At 65.8% G+C, this 19,267-nt stretch carries 21 protein-coding genes and 1 pseudogene; 9 read left to right on the top strand and 13 right to left on the bottom strand.

All coding sequences use genetic code 11. The annotated features are described in order from the left end of the window. Positions 1 to 689: 689 nt before the first annotated feature. Positions 690 to 1,061, bottom strand: a complete 372-nt coding sequence (locus ACZ60G_RS03615) for a hypothetical protein (protein ID WP_465806961.1) — start codon at positions 1,059 to 1,061, stop codon at positions 690 to 692. Between the two features lie 216 nt (positions 1,062 to 1,277). Between ACZ60G_RS03615 and ACZ60G_RS03610 the strand changes: the two genes are divergently transcribed. After that, the gene (locus ACZ60G_RS03610) at positions 1,278 to 1,511 is read left to right on the top strand and encodes a hypothetical protein (RefSeq protein ID WP_433622908.1); all 234 of its coding nucleotides are present in this window, start codon (positions 1,278 to 1,280) and stop codon (positions 1,509 to 1,511) included. A gap of 425 nt (positions 1,512 to 1,936) precedes the next feature. On the opposite strand, the gene ACZ60G_RS03605 is transcribed toward ACZ60G_RS03610, so the two are convergent. The 4 genes from ACZ60G_RS03605 to ACZ60G_RS03590 all read right to left on the bottom strand — a co-directional run bounded on the left by ACZ60G_RS03605 (position 1,937) and on the right by ACZ60G_RS03590 (position 4,113). Continuing rightward, positions 1,937 to 2,224, bottom strand: a complete 288-nt coding sequence (locus ACZ60G_RS03605; RefSeq protein WP_387290730.1) for a putative quinol monooxygenase — start codon at positions 2,222 to 2,224, stop codon at positions 1,937 to 1,939. 95 nt (positions 2,225 to 2,319) lie between these two features. Next, on the bottom strand, positions 2,320 to 2,604 hold the full coding sequence (locus ACZ60G_RS03600; protein ID WP_465806958.1) for a hypothetical protein: 285 nt from the start codon (positions 2,602 to 2,604) through the stop codon (positions 2,320 to 2,322). Between the two features lie 74 nt (positions 2,605 to 2,678). Continuing rightward, a complete protein-coding gene (locus ACZ60G_RS03595; RefSeq protein ID WP_465806956.1) occupies positions 2,679 to 3,398 on the bottom strand; it encodes a hemerythrin domain-containing protein in 720 nt (239 codons plus the stop codon). A 22-nt stretch (positions 3,399 to 3,420) separates the two neighbouring features. Beyond that, positions 3,421 to 4,113 carry a hypothetical protein gene (locus ACZ60G_RS03590; RefSeq protein WP_465806954.1) on the bottom strand — a complete coding sequence of 231 codons (693 nt, stop codon included), beginning with the start codon at positions 4,111 to 4,113 and terminating at the stop codon, positions 3,421 to 3,423. Positions 4,114 to 4,280: 167 nt separating this feature from the next. Between ACZ60G_RS03590 and ACZ60G_RS03585 the strand changes: the two genes are divergently transcribed. The 4 genes from ACZ60G_RS03585 to ACZ60G_RS03570 all read left to right on the top strand — a co-directional run bounded on the left by ACZ60G_RS03585 (position 4,281) and on the right by ACZ60G_RS03570 (position 6,885). Further along, the gene (locus tag ACZ60G_RS03585; protein ID WP_465806952.1) at positions 4,281 to 5,393 is read left to right on the top strand and encodes a sensor histidine kinase; all 1,113 of its coding nucleotides are present in this window, start codon (positions 4,281 to 4,283) and stop codon (positions 5,391 to 5,393) included. Beyond that, positions 5,390 to 6,046 carry a response regulator gene (locus tag ACZ60G_RS03580; RefSeq protein ID WP_465806950.1) on the top strand — a complete coding sequence of 219 codons (657 nt, stop codon included), beginning with the start codon at positions 5,390 to 5,392 and terminating at the stop codon, positions 6,044 to 6,046. The genes ACZ60G_RS03585 and ACZ60G_RS03580 overlap by 4 nt, the downstream gene beginning before the upstream one ends. A 237-nt stretch (positions 6,047 to 6,283) precedes the next feature. Then, complete coding sequence (locus ACZ60G_RS03575) at positions 6,284 to 6,688, top strand: hypothetical protein (RefSeq protein ID WP_465806949.1); 405 nt, start codon at positions 6,284 to 6,286, stop codon at positions 6,686 to 6,688. Continuing rightward, a complete protein-coding gene (locus ACZ60G_RS03570; protein WP_465806948.1) occupies positions 6,685 to 6,885 on the top strand; it encodes a DUF6186 family protein in 201 nt (66 codons plus the stop codon). Before ACZ60G_RS03575 ends, ACZ60G_RS03570 begins: the two co-directional genes overlap by 4 nt. Positions 6,886 to 6,976: 91 nt before the next feature. On the opposite strand, the gene ACZ60G_RS03565 is transcribed toward ACZ60G_RS03570, so the two are convergent. From ACZ60G_RS03565 to ACZ60G_RS03555, 3 genes are all read right to left on the bottom strand, one after another. Continuing rightward, positions 6,977 to 8,440, bottom strand: coding sequence for a short-chain fatty acid transporter (locus tag ACZ60G_RS03565; protein ID WP_465806947.1), 1,464 nt, complete (start codon positions 8,438 to 8,440; stop codon positions 6,977 to 6,979). Between the two features lie 480 nt (positions 8,441 to 8,920). Beyond that, positions 8,921 to 10,198, bottom strand: coding sequence for an RNA polymerase sigma factor (locus tag ACZ60G_RS03560; protein ID WP_465806945.1), 1,278 nt, complete (start codon positions 10,196 to 10,198; stop codon positions 8,921 to 8,923). 9 nt (positions 10,199 to 10,207) lie between these two features. Beyond that, positions 10,208 to 10,627, bottom strand: coding sequence for a YciI family protein (locus tag ACZ60G_RS03555; RefSeq protein ID WP_063040952.1), 420 nt, complete (start codon positions 10,625 to 10,627; stop codon positions 10,208 to 10,210). Positions 10,628 to 10,794: 167 nt separating this feature from the next. On the opposite strand from ACZ60G_RS03555, the gene ACZ60G_RS03550 reads away from it, so the two are divergent. Beyond that, positions 10,795 to 12,114: a cryptochrome/photolyase family protein gene (locus ACZ60G_RS03550; protein WP_465806944.1), complete on the top strand. Its 1,320-nt coding sequence runs from the start codon at positions 10,795 to 10,797 to the stop codon at positions 12,112 to 12,114. A gap of 57 nt (positions 12,115 to 12,171) precedes the next feature. Here ACZ60G_RS03550 and ACZ60G_RS03545 read toward each other — a convergent pair whose 3' ends face one another. The 3 genes and pseudogenes from ACZ60G_RS03545 to ACZ60G_RS03535 form a co-directional block, all read right to left on the bottom strand. Further along, positions 12,172 to 13,029, bottom strand: a complete 858-nt coding sequence (locus tag ACZ60G_RS03545; RefSeq protein ID WP_465806943.1) for a MerR family transcriptional regulator — start codon at positions 13,027 to 13,029, stop codon at positions 12,172 to 12,174. 103 nt (positions 13,030 to 13,132) lie between these two features. Continuing rightward, a pseudogene (locus tag ACZ60G_RS03540) lies at positions 13,133 to 14,675 on the bottom strand (sulfatase-like hydrolase/transferase). 225 nt (positions 14,676 to 14,900) lie between these two features. After that, entirely contained in the window at positions 14,901 to 15,137 is a 237-nt protein-coding gene (locus tag ACZ60G_RS03535; RefSeq protein WP_465806942.1) for a hypothetical protein, read from the bottom strand. A gap of 18 nt (positions 15,138 to 15,155) precedes the next feature. On the opposite strand from ACZ60G_RS03535, the gene ACZ60G_RS03530 reads away from it, so the two are divergent. After that, entirely contained in the window at positions 15,156 to 15,806 is a 651-nt protein-coding gene (locus tag ACZ60G_RS03530) for a hypothetical protein (RefSeq protein ID WP_465806941.1), read from the top strand. On the opposite strand, the gene ACZ60G_RS03525 is transcribed toward ACZ60G_RS03530, so the two are convergent. Continuing rightward, entirely contained in the window at positions 15,758 to 16,381 is a 624-nt protein-coding gene (locus ACZ60G_RS03525; protein WP_465806940.1) for a TetR/AcrR family transcriptional regulator, read from the bottom strand. The genes ACZ60G_RS03530 and ACZ60G_RS03525 overlap by 49 nt on opposite strands. A gap of 89 nt (positions 16,382 to 16,470) precedes the next feature. On the opposite strand from ACZ60G_RS03525, the gene ACZ60G_RS03520 reads away from it, so the two are divergent. After that, positions 16,471 to 17,190 carry an SDR family NAD(P)-dependent oxidoreductase gene (locus ACZ60G_RS03520; RefSeq protein WP_465806939.1) on the top strand — a complete coding sequence of 240 codons (720 nt, stop codon included), beginning with the start codon at positions 16,471 to 16,473 and terminating at the stop codon, positions 17,188 to 17,190. A gap of 129 nt (positions 17,191 to 17,319) precedes the next feature. After that, positions 17,320 to 17,766 carry a hypothetical protein gene (locus tag ACZ60G_RS03515; RefSeq protein WP_465806938.1) on the top strand — a complete coding sequence of 149 codons (447 nt, stop codon included), beginning with the start codon at positions 17,320 to 17,322 and terminating at the stop codon, positions 17,764 to 17,766. 60 nt (positions 17,767 to 17,826) lie between these two features. Here the strand turns inward: ACZ60G_RS03515 and ACZ60G_RS03510 are convergent, their stop codons facing one another. Further along, entirely contained in the window at positions 17,827 to 19,167 is a 1,341-nt protein-coding gene (locus ACZ60G_RS03510) for a family 1 glycosylhydrolase (RefSeq protein WP_465806937.1), read from the bottom strand. Between the last annotated feature and the right edge of the window lie 100 nt (positions 19,168 to 19,267).

Below are 19,267 nucleotides of genomic sequence, written 5' to 3'. Positions count from 1 at the left end.
CCCGGTTGACAGGTATGCCACCGTCGACCTGGGTGAACGCGCACGTCGTCGCTGGTCACCTGATCGCGAAGTCCGGTGGGGTGCGAGATGCGAGCATCCGAAGCCACGGTAATCGCCCGTCTTATTCAGAGTCGCGGATTACCTGATTCATCGACCGGAATATTCATACGGACCGAACAGGTGCCATGGACATGCGGCAAACTGTCACCTATGCTCGGAGATACTCCGAAGTCGTCGATATGGCTGTCGGATATAAATATTCGAGTCCAAAATCTCTTTTCGTAAGAAGGGGATATTTCTATGGGCACAAGCAAACACAGGGCCCCCCACCCGCGTCGACAGAAGATGGTCTCGATTGTCGTGACGGGAGCGGTTCCACTGGCGCTCGTGCTCGGGGGAACTGCGATCGCGAACGTCGGCGCTACGTCGGCCACAGTGACCCGGTCCGACTACTCACTGCCCGAGCCGCCTCCGCCGCATGAGCCTTCGCCCGATGAGCCTCTGCTCGAGCAGCAGCACCCACAGCCGACACCGGAGACCCAGCCCGAGCAGCCGCCCGACCAGAACAAGCACGACCGGCCGGCCCAGTGATTTGTGGGCCGAGGCGTCGAACGTACGTCCGTATCGGCCCACGGCAGCATCGCGAACTCGAAGTCGAGGTCCGCGAGTACGAGCACGCCTGCCGTTGATCATCTGCGCGTCGTCGTGGAACCGCCAGCACACCCTTGGGTCTCGAGCTCGTAGCGTGCGGTGTCTTTGCCGATTGCCCAGGCGTCGTAGCCTGCCAAGGCTGCGGCGAATAGCGGAGTAGTGCCTTCCGGGCGACAACTCTGGAGCTGTTTTTTGGGGTAGCGGCGGCTTGGATTCAGCCGTGTCTCGGGCAGCAGCCGTGTCTCTCGCTGGCCGCAGACGTTCGATGACGCCAGGGCGAAGTCAATGCTCGCTGCCGCTTGCGGCCGCAGCATCATCATCGATGTGATCACTGTGACGAGATGTCGGGCGGCAAGCCATGTGGCTCGTCCGATGCGGCGGACTCTGTAGCGCAGCACGTCGGCGATCACGGCAGGCGGGCGCCGCGGCCGGGCTGCCCGTGCGCCCGGTATTCAGTTACCAATCGTTAAGGTTCCTGCAAGGCCGACTGGCGAGGATTGGTGCCCAAACCGTGGATCTACCAATGGATTCCCGCACCGCCGCGACCGCCGGCCCGGCCGGCGGTCGCCGAGAGCACCGGCGAGGATTGGCAGTTGCACGTAATCACCGAAATCGGAGAAACCTCAATGCATAACACCCGCTTCCGCGCCGCTGTGATCACCTTGGCGATCGCGGTAGCCGCCGGACTCGGCGTCACCGCGTGCGGCAAGACGGAACGCTGGTGCGAACGAGACCAAGACGATGTTGTAGTCGAAAACTGGCACTGCGAGCAGAACCTCGCGGGCTTCGAGTGGGAGCCCGACCACGACAAGCCGAAGACGAAGAAGAAGCCGAACAAGGCGAAGAAACAGACCAGATGACGAGAAGCGTCGATGAGCTATTTCAGTCAGAGCTCGGCACGGATCCAGCTAATAGAACGCCGATCAAGAGATGAAAAGATCGAGTGTTCCTGGTCGGCAGCATATTTCGACCTCGGCCGATTCTTGTCGGCGGTGGCACGATGAGCCGTGGCAGGCTCGATGTGAACGAGGGCAGCATGTGACCGAGGTGCGTACTCGTGACAGGATTCGCGGGTCCCGGGGACCGGGCAGTACGCCAGATCCGCGGCCCCATCGAGCTCCGTTGACGATCAGCTGCCGCGTTCGAACCACACCGACCACTGGGTATCTGCTCCCCGCTGAGCCACTGCGTCCATCCCGGCCGCCGAAGCATTCGTTCGGCGGATGTACGGGCGGCGAGCTGGATTACCCTCTGCGGACGGTTCGGGGTCCGCAGAGGGTGGGGTTCAGAGGGTGTCGAAGAACTCGAGCTTCGGGGGCGCGGCCAGAAGTGGCGCCATGAGCTTGCCGGCGGCGCGGAAGTGGTCCGAGCGGCTGTGGGCGTCCAAAGCTTCCTTGTCGGAATAGATTTCGAAGAAGCGGTAATTGTTGGGGTCGGCCTGGGAGCGGACCAACTGATAGGCGTGATTGCCGGGTTCGTTGGCCCGTACCTGGGCGACCAGGTCGGCGACGACGGACTCGAACTCGGGGCCGGACCCGTCCTTGACGGTCACATCTGCGGTTACTGCGAGCATGGTTCTCCTCGGGGTGAGTGGACTACAGACTGCATGGTTTCATCGATGCTCAGTCGGCGGGCTGGTTGATGGCGCCGAACGTCCGTCTCGGCCGATCACCTGTTTCTTGATCTTTTGCCGAGCAAATCCGAGACCGATATGACGACCAGCATGGCGGGCAATACGAACAACTTCAGAATCACCAGGTAGGTGCCGGTGTGGTAGAAGAACCCGAGATAGATCCCGTACCCGGCACACAAGCTGCCGCAAGCTGCATCGGCCAGGCGCCACCAGCGGTCCAGAGACCGCGGGACGGCCAGCAGCAGCAGGACGATCCCGCTCACCAGCAGAAGCACCACGTACCAAGAGAACAGTGGATGTGCACCGAAATCCACGTTCATAAGCTTTCCTCCGCCCGCCGTTCGATTCATTCTCGGCGCAGATCGCAACGCAGGCAAGGCATTCCATGGCCGGGCTACGTGCCCATTGGATACCGGAACGCGGCTGTGTGCCGGCGTTCGAAGCGGGGGCGGTTGAGGCGCAGCATAAGTCGCTCCGGCGGTTTCGCCCTCATCGATAGTTCCTTGGCCGTGGGGGCGGGCAGGCCGTGGAATGCCCAGGGTACGAGGGTGCAGACCAGGCGCAGCGGGTATGACCGGCCGATTGCGCGCTCGATCTGCGCGTACGACTCCGGGGTCAGGAGCCGTTGCACGATGGGGAGTGCGTCGCGCTCCTCGTGGGCCATGTGGTTATAGAGTAGGCGTCCGAGCGCATCGAGGTGTTGATGGAGGACTGCGGCTGTCTCGGCATTCGGCTGGGCGAGCATATTCGCGAATCCGGTGCGGCATTCGGCGACGGCGGGGCCGATTTCTGAGTGTTCGTGTTCCATGGCGGTGATGACGGCTCGATCGGCGGCCGTACCCCGCTGCCGGACGGCTGTCGTGAGCACAGGCCAGTAGTGGTCGTCTTCGGCGGTGTGATGGTGGTGTAGGGCTTCGGCGAACAGCGCCCAGTAGCGGGCGAGCGCACGCCATGTCACGGTCTCCGTCGGCGGTGTCAGTGCGGTTGCGGAGACCAGGTCGGCGATATCGCGTCGGAGCGCGAAATGCATGACGTACATGCCGGTGTGGTCGATCGGTCCGTCAGCGATACAGGCCTGGCCCGGCAAATCGATCTGAGCGGCGTTGTGGTGCATTGGTTTCTCCTCGAGGTAGGGATCAGCGGGGGGACTCGGTGTGCAGCCAGTGCCATGCGACGGCACCGACCCACAGTTGGAAGGCGAGCGTGCTCACGGCCAACACCGGGAACAGTGCGGAGTGGACGAGTGTGGCGCTGCCCGCCAGGCTCAGCGGGAGCACTGCGGTGCCGCCGCGGCGCAGCCATTGCGCGCCGCGCGCACGGGTGCGGCGCAGACACTGCACGATCGCGCCGACGAACAGCAGTCGCGGCATCGCCGACAGCGCTAGACCGAAGGGCGCGACGGAGTCCCATCCGGCGAGAAACCTCGGGTCTGCGCTTGCTTCGGCGGCGTCGATAGCGACGTCGTGCAGCATGCCTGCCAGCGGCCAGATCAGCGCCAGCAGCGTGCCGGACGCGACCGCGACGGTCGCCAGCGCTCCCGATCCATCGGTTTCGCGCAGACGCGTGTGCACCACGCCGAGAAATCCGAGGAACAGCATTCCCGAGGCCATGAGGGCGAAGTTGCCGAGCCGATAGAGCAGCTGGGCGTCCAGCACGTTCGCGCCGCGTTCGAGTGGGGCAGCGCCGGGTGCGCCGGCTCGGGGCAGCACGAAAACCGCCATTGCCGCCATGACCGTCAGCTGGGATGCGGTGAACGCCAGTCCGAAGCGGGCACCGACGCGCTGTGGCCCGGAGAGCGTCGCGCCTGGATCGAGATGTATTGCGTCCATTGGGCTTTTCCTCTTGCGCTCGACAGATCCGGACAACCGAAGAGTAGGAACCGCCACCCGGGGCACACATCGGCCCGCGGGCGGGAAGGGACTCGGCGTATGGGCTGGTCGCACGCTCACCCCGTGGGATGACGACGCCGTGTTCCTTCCTCACTTACGCTCGGTCGGTGAGACTGGCCGAACGATTGGGCACCACGCCGTCGGATGCGGTGCTGGCGGCCGTATTCGTCGTGGCCGGGCTGGTGCAGACCGCGATCTTTCCCATCGCGGGCCGCGGTGTCGGCGAGGTGTATGTGGTCGGGTCGATGCTCCCGCTGGCCTGGCGTCGGACGTATCCGATTGCGTCCGCGCTGGTTTCGTCGCTGACCTGGCTGATCCCGCTCGACGGTTTCCCAGTGCCGGGATTCGTGGCGGTGGTGCTGCAGTTCTATGCCTTGGGAACCTGGGGCCGCCGGGGTATCGCCGTGCCCGCGGTCACCGCATGGGCGGCGCTGGCCGCGGTCGTCGGCACACTGCTCGGCCCCGAACAGCCGGTAGCGGCCATCGGCGGAGTGCTCGCTGTCGTCGCCCCGGTGGTGGCGGGCCGGGTGGTCGCGATTCAGCGTCGCCAGAACGCGGAGATCAGCGCATTGACCCGGGAGTTGCGGTACGAACGCGAGCGGGCCGAGGAGGCCGCGGTCGCCGCCGAACGTGCCCGTATCGCCCGGGAGTTGCACGATGTGGTCGGCCACGAACTCACTCTCATCGCGATCCAGGCGGAGGCGGCGGCGTCGGCGCTGAAGATCGCACCCGCCAAGGCGGTCGTGCCGGTGGAGGCGATCCGCTCGACGGCGCATCACACGCTGGCGCAGATCCGTCAAGTACTGAACGTGCTTGCCCCGCTGAATGACGCAGGCGTGCAGGATGATTCGGACCTGGTGCAGCTGGCCGACAACGCCGGATCGGTCGGGATCGCGAACAGTCTCACCGTCACCGGCACGCCGCCGCCCGAGTGCAGGAACGCGGTCTTCGCGGTCAATCGCATTGTGCGCGAATGTCTCACCAACGCGGGCAGGCACGCGCCGGGCGAACAGGTCGATATCGCCGTCGACTGGCTGCCGGATCGGGTCGCGCTGCGCTCGACGAACCGGATGACGCGCAACGCCGAGCCGCGCCCGGGCCGGGGATTGACCGGCATGAGGCACCGGGCGGAGTTGCTGGGCGGTACCTTCGCTTCGCGAGCCGAACGTGGCCGGTTCGATGTCACGGTCACCATCCCGTTCGATGCGGGTGTGCGATGACCCGCGTGCTGGTGGTCGATGACCAGGATCTCGTGCGCCAGGGATTGCGCACGATTCTCGAACTGGGCGGCGTGGAAGTGGTCGGTGAGGCAGCCGATGGCGCCGCAGCGGTTGCGGCGGCGACCGCATTGCAGCCAGATGTCGTATTGATGGATCTGCGGATGCCCGGCGTCGACGGGGTCGAAGCGACGCGTCGGATTGTCGCACTCGGCGCGGATATTCGGGTGCTCGCATTGACCACCTTCGACCACGACAAGCATGTCGTCGACGCCTTGCGTGCGGGCGCATGCGGATTTCTGCTCAAAGATGTCACCGCAGACGGTCTTATCGACGCGGTCGGCCGCGCTGCCACGGGCGAACCGGTGGTGTCGCCGGTGGTCCTTGCCCGAATGATGGATCACTTCTCGGCCCGCCCGCCCGCGCCGGCGCAATTGCCGCCGGGCTTCGGCGATCTCAGCGGTCGCGAGTCCGAGATTCTCGCGCTGATCGGCGCCGGACGGACCAACACCGAGATAGCCGAGGAACTGTTCATCAGCATGGCGACCGTGAAGACCCACGTGCGGCACATCTTCGCCAAACTGCAATTGCGTGATCGAGCGCAGGCCGTGCTGGCAGCACGTGATGCGGGACTCAAACCGCGCCGTCGTATGTGAGATCAGCCGCCCGCGGCGTCGCTGCTGACCATTCGCCGGCGACGAGCTGACCGACCGCGGCGGGATCGGCATCGACCGACTGCCCGAATCCGGCGCCAGGTGGTCGGTGATGGCGGTGAGGATGCTGCCGCACACCGCGGTGGATTCATTTGTCGGTGCTGTGTATGCCAGCGACCAGCCGCGGTGTCGGTGTCGCCGAACGCCGGAATTCGGTGCTCAGGGGCTTATTCTGCCCAGGTGACAGGGGAATCGGCGCGACCATTTCGGCGGCGGATGCTGCTGCTGGTCGTCGGTGTTGTGCTGGCGACGGGTGGGGCCGCGACCCGGCCGTTCAGTTGGCAGGCAACCGTGCTGGTGATGGTGCCGGTGGTCGTGGTGGCTGTGTTGGCGTTCCGCGTGAGACCCGAGCAGATTCCACGCACCATCCGGCTGCGGCGCGGAGTGGTTGTTTGGTCGACGTTGGTGGTCGTCGCGTCGGTGTGGGAAGTGTATGCCTTTGTGCGGCAACCGGATTGGACGCGAGCGAGCGATCTGCACCCGACGTTGTCGACGCTGCTGGATCCGGCACTCGAGCAGTTGCCGCTGCGGTTGGCCGGATGGTTGGTGTGGCTGGGTGCCGGCTGCTGGCTGGTGTCGAGATGAGCGATCGGGTGATCGTGATCGTCGGGTTCTTGGTGGTGCTGGTGGTCGCGCTGGGCGTGGTCGTGGTCACGCATGTGCGCCGGGATCTGGTCGCGCCCCTGGGGGAAACGATCGCGTACCTCACGCGCAATCGGGTGGCGAGGATTGTCGCTGTGCTCGTGTGGGCGTGGGTCGGCTGGCACTTTCTCGCCCGGTAGCCGGAGGCTCGTCGCGGTCCGCGGTCGTGAGATCGCCGAAGAGGCAATCGAATACGCCGATGCCCCGAAGGGCCCGCTGGACCGGCCGAGGTCACGGGGTGGCGGGCAGGATCGGGGGCGCGTATTCGAATGTCATGCCGAGCAGCCATACGAGAAGCAGAACCACCGGCAGATGGAACAGGAACTGCAGGAACGTGAATCCGACGAGGTCGCGCGCCCGCAGTTTGAGCACTGCCAGCAGCGGCAGCATGAAGAACGGGTTGATGAGGTTCGGCAGCGCCTCGGCCACGTTGTAGATCTGCACCGTCCAGCCGAGGTTCATGTGGACATCAGTTGATGCCTGCATCACGTAAGGGGCTTCGACCAGCCATTTTCCACCGCCGGACGGGACGAAGACGCCGAGTACCACGGTGTAGAGGGCGATGACGATGGCAAAGCTTCCGCCGCCGCCGATACTCGTGAAGAAGTGCGCGAGGTGTTCGGAGATGGTGAGACCGCCCCGGCCCTTGGCTTTGGTGAGGATCGCGGCCATGGCGGCGTACAGCGGGAACTGGACGAGAATTCCGGCCGTGGCGGGTACGGCGAGGGAGATGGCCTGCAAGAACTTGCGCGGGGTCCCGTGCAGCACCAAGCCGAGCATGAGGAAGACGAGCAGATAACCGTTCAGGCTGCTGACCACGGTAAGCACCGGTTTGCTGGTGAGCTGGGAGATCAACCAGCCCACCGTCAACACCGCGGCCAGGACCGGCAGGATGCGGCTGTACTCGAGCCATTCTCCAGGACGCGAGCGTGGAGTCACTTCCGCGGGCTGGTCATCCAGATCGACGTCCAGGTCCTCGGCGGTCTTGATCGCTGCGTCCTTCGGCGCGGAGAAGTGTGCGATCAGCACAGTGAGCGCCATGATGATGGCGCACATGAGCAGGGACTGCCAGGTGAAGATCGTATGCCCGAAGTCGAGGACACCGGTGATTTTCAGCAGGGCCGGAGGCAGCGAGGTGGCGGTGGCCTGTAGCTGCGCGGCCGAGGAGGATATGCCCAGCGCCCACACCGCACCCAACCCCATGAACGCCGCCGCGCCCAGCGCGCGATAGTCCACGCGTAGATCGGCCCGACGGGCGATCGCGCGGGCCAGCAGACCGCCGAAAACCAGGCTGAGTCCCCAGTTCAGAAATGATATCGACATCGCGAGGAACGCAACGAAACTCACTGCGCTGCTGGCGGTTTGCGGCAAGGTCGCCAGTCGGTCGATCAGCCGGGCGACAGGTGGGGAGGTGGCGATGACGTATCCGGTGAGCACCACCATTGCCATCTGCAGGGTGAAAGCGGTCAGATCCCAGAAGCCGTCGCCGAATGCGTTCGCGACTGTTCGCGGCGACGAGCCGTTGGCCAGTGCGGCGACCGCCACGATGAATACACCCGCCAGCGCGACGACGTAGGCGTCCGGGAACCACTTCTCCGTCCACCTGGCGAGGGACTGCGCGACTCGCGCGAGACCCTTCTCAGAGCTGGCTGCTTCAACCTTGTCGGTGCTGGTTTCTGTATCGGCGGACGTCATCCCGTCGTTCCTCATCTTTCTCTCCGCACGATGTTGCCCGGTGCATGTGACGCACCGCACAAGACTCGCCTGGCGAGTATCGATGCCTCGTTTGTGTCCAGGCAAGAGGGAAAGTTGCAGGTACCGTCTGCAAAAATGCAGAAATATCGGGTGGTGTGGCACTCCAGGTGACTCGGTTCCGCATGGAATCCACCGCTATCAGCGGCGTTTGCGCGGTACCGAGCCGGGCGGCGCCGAATTGGGCAGGCCGAGTGCATGCGAGGCGTCGCGGGCCGCGGTGATCAGCGAGTTGTCTGCCGTGCTCGGCGTGCGCGCGACCGGTCCAGCCGGTGTTGGCGTACAAAAGCTGTTTCAGCGGCGCCGCATCGGGCCCGTTGGGCACCGGTCCGATCGCTGTTTTCATCAATGACGAATTGGCCTTACAGGCAACCGATTTCACCTACATGGAGCCGCACCGGGCACAGCTGCGGGTGTTCACCGTCAGCCGAGCTCAGCGAGCTTGCGCCGCAGCACCGTTCGCTCGCGTTCGTTGCCGCACAACTTTGCCGCGTGCTCCAATTCAGTGCGCGCCTCATCGGTGCGTCCCAGGCGGGTGAGCAGCTCACCGCGAACGCTGGACAGGAGATGCGAATTCGCAAGCGCGCCAGCCGCCGCCAACTTGTCCACGATCGGCAGCGCCGCAGCCGGTCCCTGGGCCATGGAGACTGCCACCGCCCGGTTGAGGTCGACCACCGGGGACGGGGCCAGTCTGCCGAGCGCCTCGTAGATGAGCACGATGCGCTCCCAGTTCGTCGTCTCGACCGAGGCCGCGACGGCATGACATTCGGCGATCGCCGCCTGCAGGCCGTAGGTCCCGAGGCCACGGCCGACCTGCTCCGCGCGGGCCAGGGCGGCCCGTCCCCGGCGGATCGCGGCACGGTCCCAGCGGCGACGGTCCTGCTGCTCCAACAACACCGGCTCGCCGTCCGAGCCGGTACGGGCGGGGAAGCGCGCCGCGGTCAGTTCGAGCAGCGCGAGCAGACCGTAGACCTCGGGCTCGTTCGGCACCAGCCTGGCCAGCACCCGCGCCAGGCGCTGTGCCTCGCCAGCCAGCTCGAATCGGATCAGCTCATCACCGGAGCTGGCCGTGGAACCTTCGGTGAAGATCAGATAGATCACGCTGAGCACCGAGCCGAGGCGCTCGGCCCGCTCTCGGGCCGACGGCAGCTCGAACGGCACCCGCGCCGCCGCCAAGGTCTTCTTCGCCCGGGTGATCCTGGCCTGCACGGTGGCCGTCGGCACGAGGCACGCCTTGGCGATCTCATCGCTCGTCAAGCCGCCTACCACCCGCAGGGTGAGCGCCAGCCTCGCCTCCCGCGCCAGCACGGGGTGGCAGGAGATGAATATCAATGCGAGCACGTCGTCATCGATGCGATCCGGATCCCAGAGCATGTCCTCGGCTTCGCTGGTGGGTTCGCGCCCCGTGAGCACACCGCCCTCGCCCAGATCACGGGCGAGGACGGCATATCTCTCATCGAGAGCGGAGCGCCGACGGAACGCGTCGATCGCGCGACGCCGGCCGACGGTGAGCAACCACCCCGCGGGATTGCGGGGTGCGCCGTCACGCGGCCAAGTAACCAGGGCCTCGGCCAGTGCTTCCTGGGCGAGGTCCTCGGCCAGCGCGAAATCGCCGGTGTACCGCGCGAGTGCACCGACGATCCGCGCCGACTCGATCCGCCAGATGGCGGCGACCGCCGCGCGGCCGGTGTGCTCAGCCATTCGATCCGCTCAGAGCTGACCGGTCGCTTCCCGCCACTTGCGCTCCTTCTGGATCCACTCGTTGTCCTGCGGGAACTCATCGATCGTGGTGACCCGGCGGATCTCGGTTTTGAAGCCGGGACCGGTTAGCGGCGACCGCTTGGCCCACTCCACGGCCTCCTCCTTGGATGCCACGTTGAGAATGTAGAACCCGCCGAACAGCTCCTTGGTCTCGCCGTACGGTCCGTCGGTGACCACCGGCGTCTCGGAGGAATAGTCGACGACCACGCCATCGGCGGCATCGTCGAGACCCTCCGCGGCGACCAGCACGCCCGCCCGGATCATCTCCTCGTTGTACCGACCCACGGTCTCGAGCATCTTGTCGAAGTCGAAATTCTCCATCCCCGCGTAGGCCTCGTCGGTGGCGCGCCAGATCAGCATGTACTTCATGGTTCTTTTCTCCTCGGGTATCCGGGTCTCTCTCGGACCCTCTCACCCATGAGTCGAACGGAGAATGCCGAAGATCGACGCGCCGCCGAAAAATCTTTTCCACGCCTATAGCGGCACGCGAATGCAACTGCATCGTTTGTGCATCAATATGAATCTACAGTGAGGACATGGCCGCCTCCATCGTGTTGTTCACCCGGGATCTGCGCGTCAACGACAACCCGGCGCTGACCGCCGCATGCCGCGAAGCCGAGTCGGTGGTGCCGCTGTTCGTATTGGATGTCGACATCCTGGCCAGGGTGCGAAATGCGCCCAATCGGATGCGGTTCCTGGCCGCGGCGCTGCGTGAGCTCGACGAGCAGTTGCGGGCACGGGGTGGCAGGCTGATCATCCGCCGCGGCCGGGTAGTCGATGAGGTCGAGCGGGTTGCGATCGATGTCGGTGCGCGGAGTCTGCACCTCGCCACCGACGTCACCCGCTACAGCCGTGGCCGGGAGCACGCGCTGCGGGAGCGGCTTTCGCGCATCGGTTGCGGCGTGCGGTGTCACGCGGCTTCGATCACCGCCGTGGATCCGGGTGCGATTCGGCCCGATACCGGGCGCGGTCATTACGCGATTTTCACGCCGTACTTCCGCCGGTGGCTCGATACGCCGATACGGCGACCGCTCGCTGCGCCCGGCATGGTCACGGTGCCGCGGACAACCAGTGAGCCGATACCGGACCCCACCGACATCGGTGCCGGTTCACCCGAACTGGCGGTGGGCGGCGAGGCTACAGGCCGAAAGATGTTGGAGCAGTGGCTGTCCGGGCCGGTGCGCCGCTACGCCGAGGACAAGGATGTGCCCGCCGCCGATGGCACCTCGGGACTATCACCCTTCTTACATTTCGGCTGTTTGTCCGCGGCCGAGGTAGTGACATGCACCGATACGGCTGATCCGGGCGGATACGCTTTTGTGCGGCAACTGGCCTGGCGCGACTTCTATCACCAGGTGCTTGCCGACCGGTGCGAGGTGGCCGTGTCCGACTACAAGGCACCGCACGAACCGTGGCGTTCGGATCCCCGGGCCGAGGCGGCCTGGCGGGCGGGGCGCACCGGATACCCGATGGTCGACGCCGGGATGCGACAGCTGCTCGCCCAGGGGTGGATGCCGGGACGTGCCCGGCTGATCGCCGCGAGTTTCCTGGTGAAGACGCTGCGTGTGGATTGGCGGGCCGGGGCCGAACATTTCGAACAGTGGCTGGTCGATGCCGATATCGCGAACAACCGGCTGAATTGGCAGTGGATGGCGGGTACGGGCACCGACACCCGCTCCAGTCGTGTGCTCAACCCGCTGCGCCAGGCCGAGCGGTTCGATCCCGAAGGCGATTATGTGCGGCGCTGGCTGCCCGAGCTGGCGATGTTGCCCGGCGCGGAGATCCATCGACCGTGGCGGGCGGGTGTCCGTGCTGCCGACTACCCGCCGCCGATCGTCGAATTCAACGGAATGTGAGCATGATTCAGCGCGGTATTGCCTGGGGCGCTCGGACCCGGACCACTGCGTGCCCGGCTAGACCGGAGTCCGGCCGAGCCGCTCGACCGTCTCGGCCAGACTGCCTATCCGAATGACCGCATCGGGCAGGATCGCATGGTCCCAGCCAGGTCCCCCGAGGTAGACCCGGGCACCGGCGTCGATGCAAGCGAGTACTGCCGAGGTCAGAGCCGTCGCCTCTTGCTGGGACCAGAGCATGACGGCTGCGGGGACGGTAGTTCTGGTGAGCGTGTGGTGCAGCGCGTCGGTGGGTACGTCAGGTCCGAGCATCTGCGCACCCGTGCCACGCTCTGCCAGCGCGGCGCGCGCCACCTCCAGTGGCAGGGAATGGGACTCGCCGCTCGTGCAGGCGAGGATCGTCGGCACCGGATCATGGGTGCGCGTCGGCGGTACGGTCCGGTGCAAAGTCGCGATGATGCACCATGACAGCAGATGCTCGACATCCACGCACCCCTCGCCGTCGAGCTGGCGGGCGACGATATCGGCAAAAGCGGGGCGGCACAGGCGATCCCATGTGTCGACGACCCCATAGGCGCGCACATGCTTGTCCAGCAGTTCGCACACCATCGGTGTGTCGAGGGCGAACGCGGCGGACAGCAGGGCTTGCCGGTCGCCGAAGGCCAGCGCGGGTCCGCGCGCCGTGGCGGCCGCGCCGGCCGGTGTTGCGCCCGCACGAATGAGTTCGAGCATCCGGGTCAGCACCCCGATATCGGCTTCGGTGTACAACCTGTGCCGCCCGGGCCGCTCCGGCTGCGGCCCGATTCCGTATCGGCGATTCCAGCTACGCAGCGTCGCAGTCGGGATCCCGAGCCGCTCGGCCGCCGTGCGGACCGAATAACCGGCCTGGTCCGGAGCGGGCATCGAACGGTGCGGCATGACCTGATTCTGCCTGTTCGTGGCTCGAGAATGCCTTCTCGGCTCCGGTGCTCGCATGTGCCGCCACCCGGCATCAGGAACCGGGTGGCGGACGCGGTGTGGGTTATTCGCGGGAGAGCATGGCGGCGGCTTCGCGCTCGAGGTCGACATACGGTTCGCCGCTGACGTCGACGGCCACCCGGTACAGTGTGCCGCCGGTGAACGCCCAGGGCGCGGTGCCCGGGTAGTCGTCGGTGACGGGTTCTCCGGTGTCGCGGCCGGCGCTGAGACCCTCGCTGGCGAGGGTGAATCTGCCTGGCTGCGTTCGGATCCGGCCTTCGCCGACCTTCCGGTCCCCGTAGAACAGGCTCAAGGTGCCGTGGGCGGTGCCGGGTGGGTCCTCACCGTCCTTGTCGAAAGAGGCGGCCAGGATTACGTTCTCGCCGGTCGGTAGGTCCTCGGTGGCGACGATTCGCTGTTCTTCGCTGCCGAGGAAGTTGTATGCGTAGTGCAGCCGATTGTCCCTGACGTACAGCGTATGGCCGCCGAATCGGCCGCCATGCGCGAACAGCACCCCGCCGCACCCGGTCCGGGAATGTCGGCGAGTGCCCCGATCGAATAGGAGCGGTTGCGGATGTTGACCGCCACCGACTCGGGAACTTCGGCCCCACCCGGCCGGTAGACGTACCGGTTGCGCGGCGCCGCGAGCTGCGGACGCGGGGTCGTCAGCACCTCGACGGCGGACCGGTCGTCGAGCGGGAACGCCTGGTTGGCACCGGCTTCGTAGAACCACAGCCCGATCAGTTCCGCGAGCTTCCCGGGCTCCTCGGCGGCGAGGTCGCGCAGCTCCGACCGATCGACCTGGGTGTGGTAGAGCTCCCAGGTGTCCTCTGGGAAGTGACTCCAGCCGCTGACGGCGGGGTGGGTGGTGACGGCCTTCCAGCCGTCGTGCCAGATGCCGCGGGTGCCGAGCATCGAGTAGAACTGGGTGTGCTTGGCCGTCGGGATGGTTGCCGCGTCGAAGCTGTATCGCATGCTCACGCCCTGCAGCGGGAGCTGGGAGTACCCCTTGACCGTGGCCGGGAGTTCGATCCCGAGGCAGTCCAGCACAGTTGGGACCAGGTCCACGGCATGGTGATACTGGTCGCGGGTTTCGCCGCGGGCGGCGATCCGTAGAAGCGTTCGAAGCCGCGGCCGATGGGCCAATTACGTTTTGTGGAGGCCAGATTCATCTCGTCCTCTGGGTACAGGTGCCACTTGCCGACCATCACCGTGCTGAAACCGTGCTCGACCAGAACCTCGGGCAGGGTGGCGCACTCGGACGGAATGTGCCCGTTCGCACCCGGGAATCCGATGGCCGCTTCGCTGATGCAAGCCATCCCGTTGGTGGTGTGGTTACGCCCGGTCATCAGGCAAGAACGGGTCGGCGAGCACAGGGCCGTAGTGTGCCATTGGCTGTAGCGCAGACCGTTCGCGGCGATCTTGTCGATGTTCGGAGTATCGATCGGCCCGCCGTAACAGCCGAGGGCGCCGAATCCGACGTCGTCGAGGACGATGTACAGCGCGTTCGGTGAGCTGGGGGGTGCTTTTGGTTGCTCGTACGGACCCCAGTCCGGTACGGAGTCGCGAATGTCGAGGTTGACTACACCCCTGAACGGTTTGGTCATGGTATGTCTCCTCTTCGATGCCCCTTTCTCAGCCAACCACTGGTCGTTGATGATTGCTAGAGAGTTGCTCGAATGATACGAACAGCGCCGACGAAGGGACGCCACCAAGCGGGACGACGCACGCTTGTCGTGTGCTGGCCCCGGTCGCAGGCTTGTGCCCATCACTCTCGAGTCGAACGGAGAACGTCGAATATCGGGTTGAGCGACACGCTTTCGATCCCCGAGTCAGCGGTGGAACAGGCGGCGGATGCGGCTGCGGATGCCGAGGGTGTTCGGGGGTAGGGGAGTGGCGGGTTCGGTGGTCGACTCGGCCGATGTTGCCTGCGCGAATCGCACGTGCAGCTGTTCGCGGACCTGGTCCGGGGTGTAGGCGCGGCGACGGCGCTCAGCGCGCACGACCACCACGCCGGTGGCGACCACACCGGCCGCACCTGCCAATCCCACTGCCTTCCACCACCTCATACCGCATAGGCTACTTCCATGACGGGGACGAGCATCAGTCTCGATCGGGCGCTCGAGCTCACCAGAACTGGCGATATCTGGTTGTTCCGTGGGCATTCGGCGGCCGATCGCGCGATTCGGATGACAACGAACAGTCCGGTGAACCATGTGGGAATGTCGGTCGTGCTCGATGATCTGCCCGCGTTGATCTGGCATGCGGAGCTCGGTCGATCGCTGCCCGACATGTGGTCGGGTGTCGCGCACCGTGGCGTCCAGTTGCACAACCTGCGTGATGCGGTACTGGTGTGGGCGCATCGCTACGGTCAGCAGGCGTGGTTGCGCCAATTGAACCGTCCGGCAACCGAAGAGATGGAGGACGGCTTGCTGCGCACCATCGCCCGATTCGACGGAACCCCCTTTCCTTCCACTGCCGGTCTCGCCGGACGCTGGCTACGCGGCCGGGCACGCCTCCCGCGACGCCGGTCGCGCCGAACGGTCGTCCAGGAGTTGGAGAGCGCGTATTGCGCGGAGATCGTGGCCGCGACCTATCAGTCGATGGGGCTGCTGTCGCAGGACCGAAGCCCGAATTGGTATGACCCCGGGCGGTTTTGGAGTGGCGACGGACTGCAGTTGAGTGACGGTTACGAGCTGGGGGGCGAAATCGCCGTGGAGACACCCGCCGACTCCTGACCGGGCCGATGGTGTGATGTGCGTCGGCTAGCGCGGAGTCCGTCGAGTACGAACCGCAGGGATTGCTGCCATGCCGATTCGCCGGCGTTGTCGCCGAGAAGCGACAGCGCCCAGACAAGCTTCACCACGTCGTCGTCGGTGGCATCGGCGCGTAGCGTCCCGTCGCGGCGAGCGCGGTCGAGCACCGTCGACAGATGTGTCATCCCCCGCGCGCATGCCTGGGCGAGTTGTGCGGCGGCGGGGTGATCGCCGGTGAATGCTTCGAGCAGCCCACGGTCGGCGGCGAGTCGCGTCAGCAGATTTTCGACGAAACCGGTGAGTGCGGCCCACGAATCCTGCTCAGCCGCCGCCTGTTCGGCGAGTTCGTCCACGGCGGCGAGGCGAGGCGGCAGCAGTGCGTCGATGAGGGCGTCGCGCGTCGGGAAGTGGTTGTAGAGCGTGCCGATGCTGACTCCGGCCCGCCGTGCGATCTCTTCCAGCGATCCGGACAGTCCTTGTTCGGTGAACACGCCGGCGGCTTCCTGCAGCAACCGGTCGCGGTTGCGGGCCGCGTCGCGGCGCATCGGTCGAGTCACGACGACCATCATACAAACTTGAGGGCCCCCTCAGTCTGGTGCTAGCCTCTTCTTGAAAGTGAGGCACCCCTCAATATTTGGAGGTAGAGATGGCGAACAACGCAGGCACAGCCGTAATCGTCGGTGTCGGACCGGGATTGGGTATGTCCATGGCCAGTCGATGGGGTCGGGAAGGATTCCGGGTCGCGCTGATCTCGCGCAGCGACTCCAGGCACGGTGCGTATCTGGCCGATCTCGCCGCGCAGGGCATCGACGCCACCGCCCACACAGCCGATGTCACCGATCCGGATCGACTGACCGAGGTCCTGGATGTGATCAGCGCCAGCGGAGATGTCGAGTTCGTCTATTACGGTCCCGGCCCGACGCAGCTGCCGGTCCCGATCGCGGAGATCGATGTCGCGATCGCGCGATCGGCATTCGATTGGGTATGGCCAGCGGTGCACGTCGTCGGCGCCGTGCTGCCAGGCATGGTCGAACGCGGTACCGGCGGGCTGGTTTTCGCGGGCGGGTTGTCCAGTGTGCGTCCCATGCCGATGCTGGGCCAACTGGCTTTGGCCGCCGCGGCGCTGCGCAACTACGCGCTCACCCTCAACGCCGCGCTGGCCGACCGCGGTATCTACGCCGGAACGCTCACCATCGGCGGCTTGGTCGAACGCGGCGACATCCATGCCATGGTCACCGCTGACCCAGCGAAATACGGTGTCGCAGAAGGATATACGCTCGATCCCGACCGAATTGCCGATTCCGCATGGGGAATATATGAGACGCGCGACCGCGCCGAGGCAGTCTTCGACGCTCTCGGCCGGTGACACGGCTGGAGCGCGGGAACGCACCATGTGGCGAGCCGCGGCAGCCTCTCTGCTCAGCCCTCCATGGGTGGTGCGATTCCCACCCATGGGTCGGTTTTCTGCAACAGCCCCAGCGGCGACGCTATTCGCATGGATGTTGTCCTGACCGTTGCTGTGGTCGCCCTCTTCGGTATCGCCCTCGCCTCGAGCTTGGTGTTCTACAGATACTTGCTTCCCGTGCGGGAATTCAACGCGGCCGACCGCAAGGCGAATCGCGAGGTGTCGCATGCCATAGCGATCGGTGAGCTGCCCGCCGGTGTCGACGCCTCGGCCTGGGCTTCCCCGCTCGCACAGGGCGAGCTGGCCGCGCGTCGACAGCGCCGCTTCCACGCGGCACAGGCAGCGGTCTGGTTCGGACTGCTCACGATGTCAGTGGTCACCGGCTTGGACCCGGCGAACTGGCGCCTGTATCTGCTGGTCGCCCTGACGGCGATGCACACGCAGGCCATATATGCCGCGCACCGTCGTGCCCGCAGCGCGGAACGTCTATTACATGGCGCTGAACGAACTCCACACTCAGCGGCTTCGAGCCGCTGATCACGCACCACGTCATCGGAGCGTTGCGTGATCTGATTCGTCCCTACACTGCGACGCACGCTAGGGGTTTGCGACCGGGCTCAGGCAGCTGGCCGGTGGGTCGACGAGCACGCAGAGCGATGGGCCGCGGGTGGGGCGGTAGTCGGCGGGGAGACCGCCGGTGGCGATGATCTGGGTGTAGGTGCCGACACCATCGGTGGGGCGGCGGGTGAGGGCCGGGTCGGTGCGCACGTCGACGGTGTAGAGGCCGAATCGTGGTGTGTAGCTGCCCCATTCGTAGTTGTCGGTGAGGCTCCAGTAGTTGTAGCCGATGACGTTCATGCCGTCGGCCTTGGCGCGCTGGATCCAGTAGACGGTGTCGCGGAGGTGATCGCTGCGGGTATAGCCGTCACCGCGGGGAATACCGTTTTCGGTGGGCATGCCGTTCTCGACGATGTAGAGCGGCTTGCCCGGAAAGCGGCGCGAATAGTATTGCAGCGCATAGTAGATGCCCTCGGTACGCACCGGCAGTTCCCAGATGCGCTGTCCGGGCAGCTGCGGCATTGCCGACCCGATGGCCCTGGTGATGGAACTCAGCAGCGACTGCACCGGATCGTAGGCGAAGTAGTAATCGACGCCCACGTAGTCGAGCCGGTTGGCGATGCGATCGACGAACTCGCCGTTGACCTGCGCCTCCGAGCCGGCCACGTAGCCGACATTGCTGGTCACCTGGGCGCCGGGCTGGATCTGGTGGATGTAGTCGTATATGGCGTTGTGGGCTTGTGCGAGGCGATCGAGCATCTCGGGTCCGCTCGCCGCGCCCCGGCTGGTCTCGTGCACGATGTAGGCAACCGGCTCGTTCACGGTGACCCACAACGGGTTTCGGGATGCGTAGCGGTCGACGACCGTGCGCATATTGGCCAGCCAATCCCCGACCATACCCGGATTGCGCCAGCCGCCGCGGTCGGCGGCCCAGCCGGGATAGACCCAGTGGTCCAGGGTGATCATCGGTCGCATCCCGGCAGCCACGATCTTCGCGATCACCGCGTCGTAGAAACCGAACGCGCCGGCATCCCAGGCGCCCGGCGCGGGCTGCACGCGAGCCCATTCGATCCCGATCCGGAACACCTTCACACCCAGCTCGGCCGCCAGGTCGATGTCGGAGGCGTACCGGTCATAGAAGTCGACCGAATCGCGCAGTTCGTCGGTGCCGGAGTTCGCGATGTAACGCGTCCAATTGCTATCGGGCGCATGGCCTTCGGACTGGAAGCCGGATGACGCGACACCCCAGAGGAAATCCGAGTCCAGTACCGGTAGCGCGTTCGACCGGATCGGCGGGACGGCCGAGGAGTTCGTGCACAGCAGCAAGGTCGACGCGGCGGCGGCGAGCGCGGCCAGGACGTACCGACGGAACCAACGCATCAATTCAGGGTAACTCGATCGCCGCTGGCGATGGACGATTCAAGAATGCTGGGCAGATTTGGGGGGTGCCCAGCGTTCGCCCGCTATGGGGCGCTCGGTT

The organism is Nocardia sp. NPDC102475, assembly GCF_055584605.1.
The sequence above is the reverse complement of the archived record's forward strand: the minus strand, read 5'-3'. Positions and strand labels throughout refer to the sequence as shown.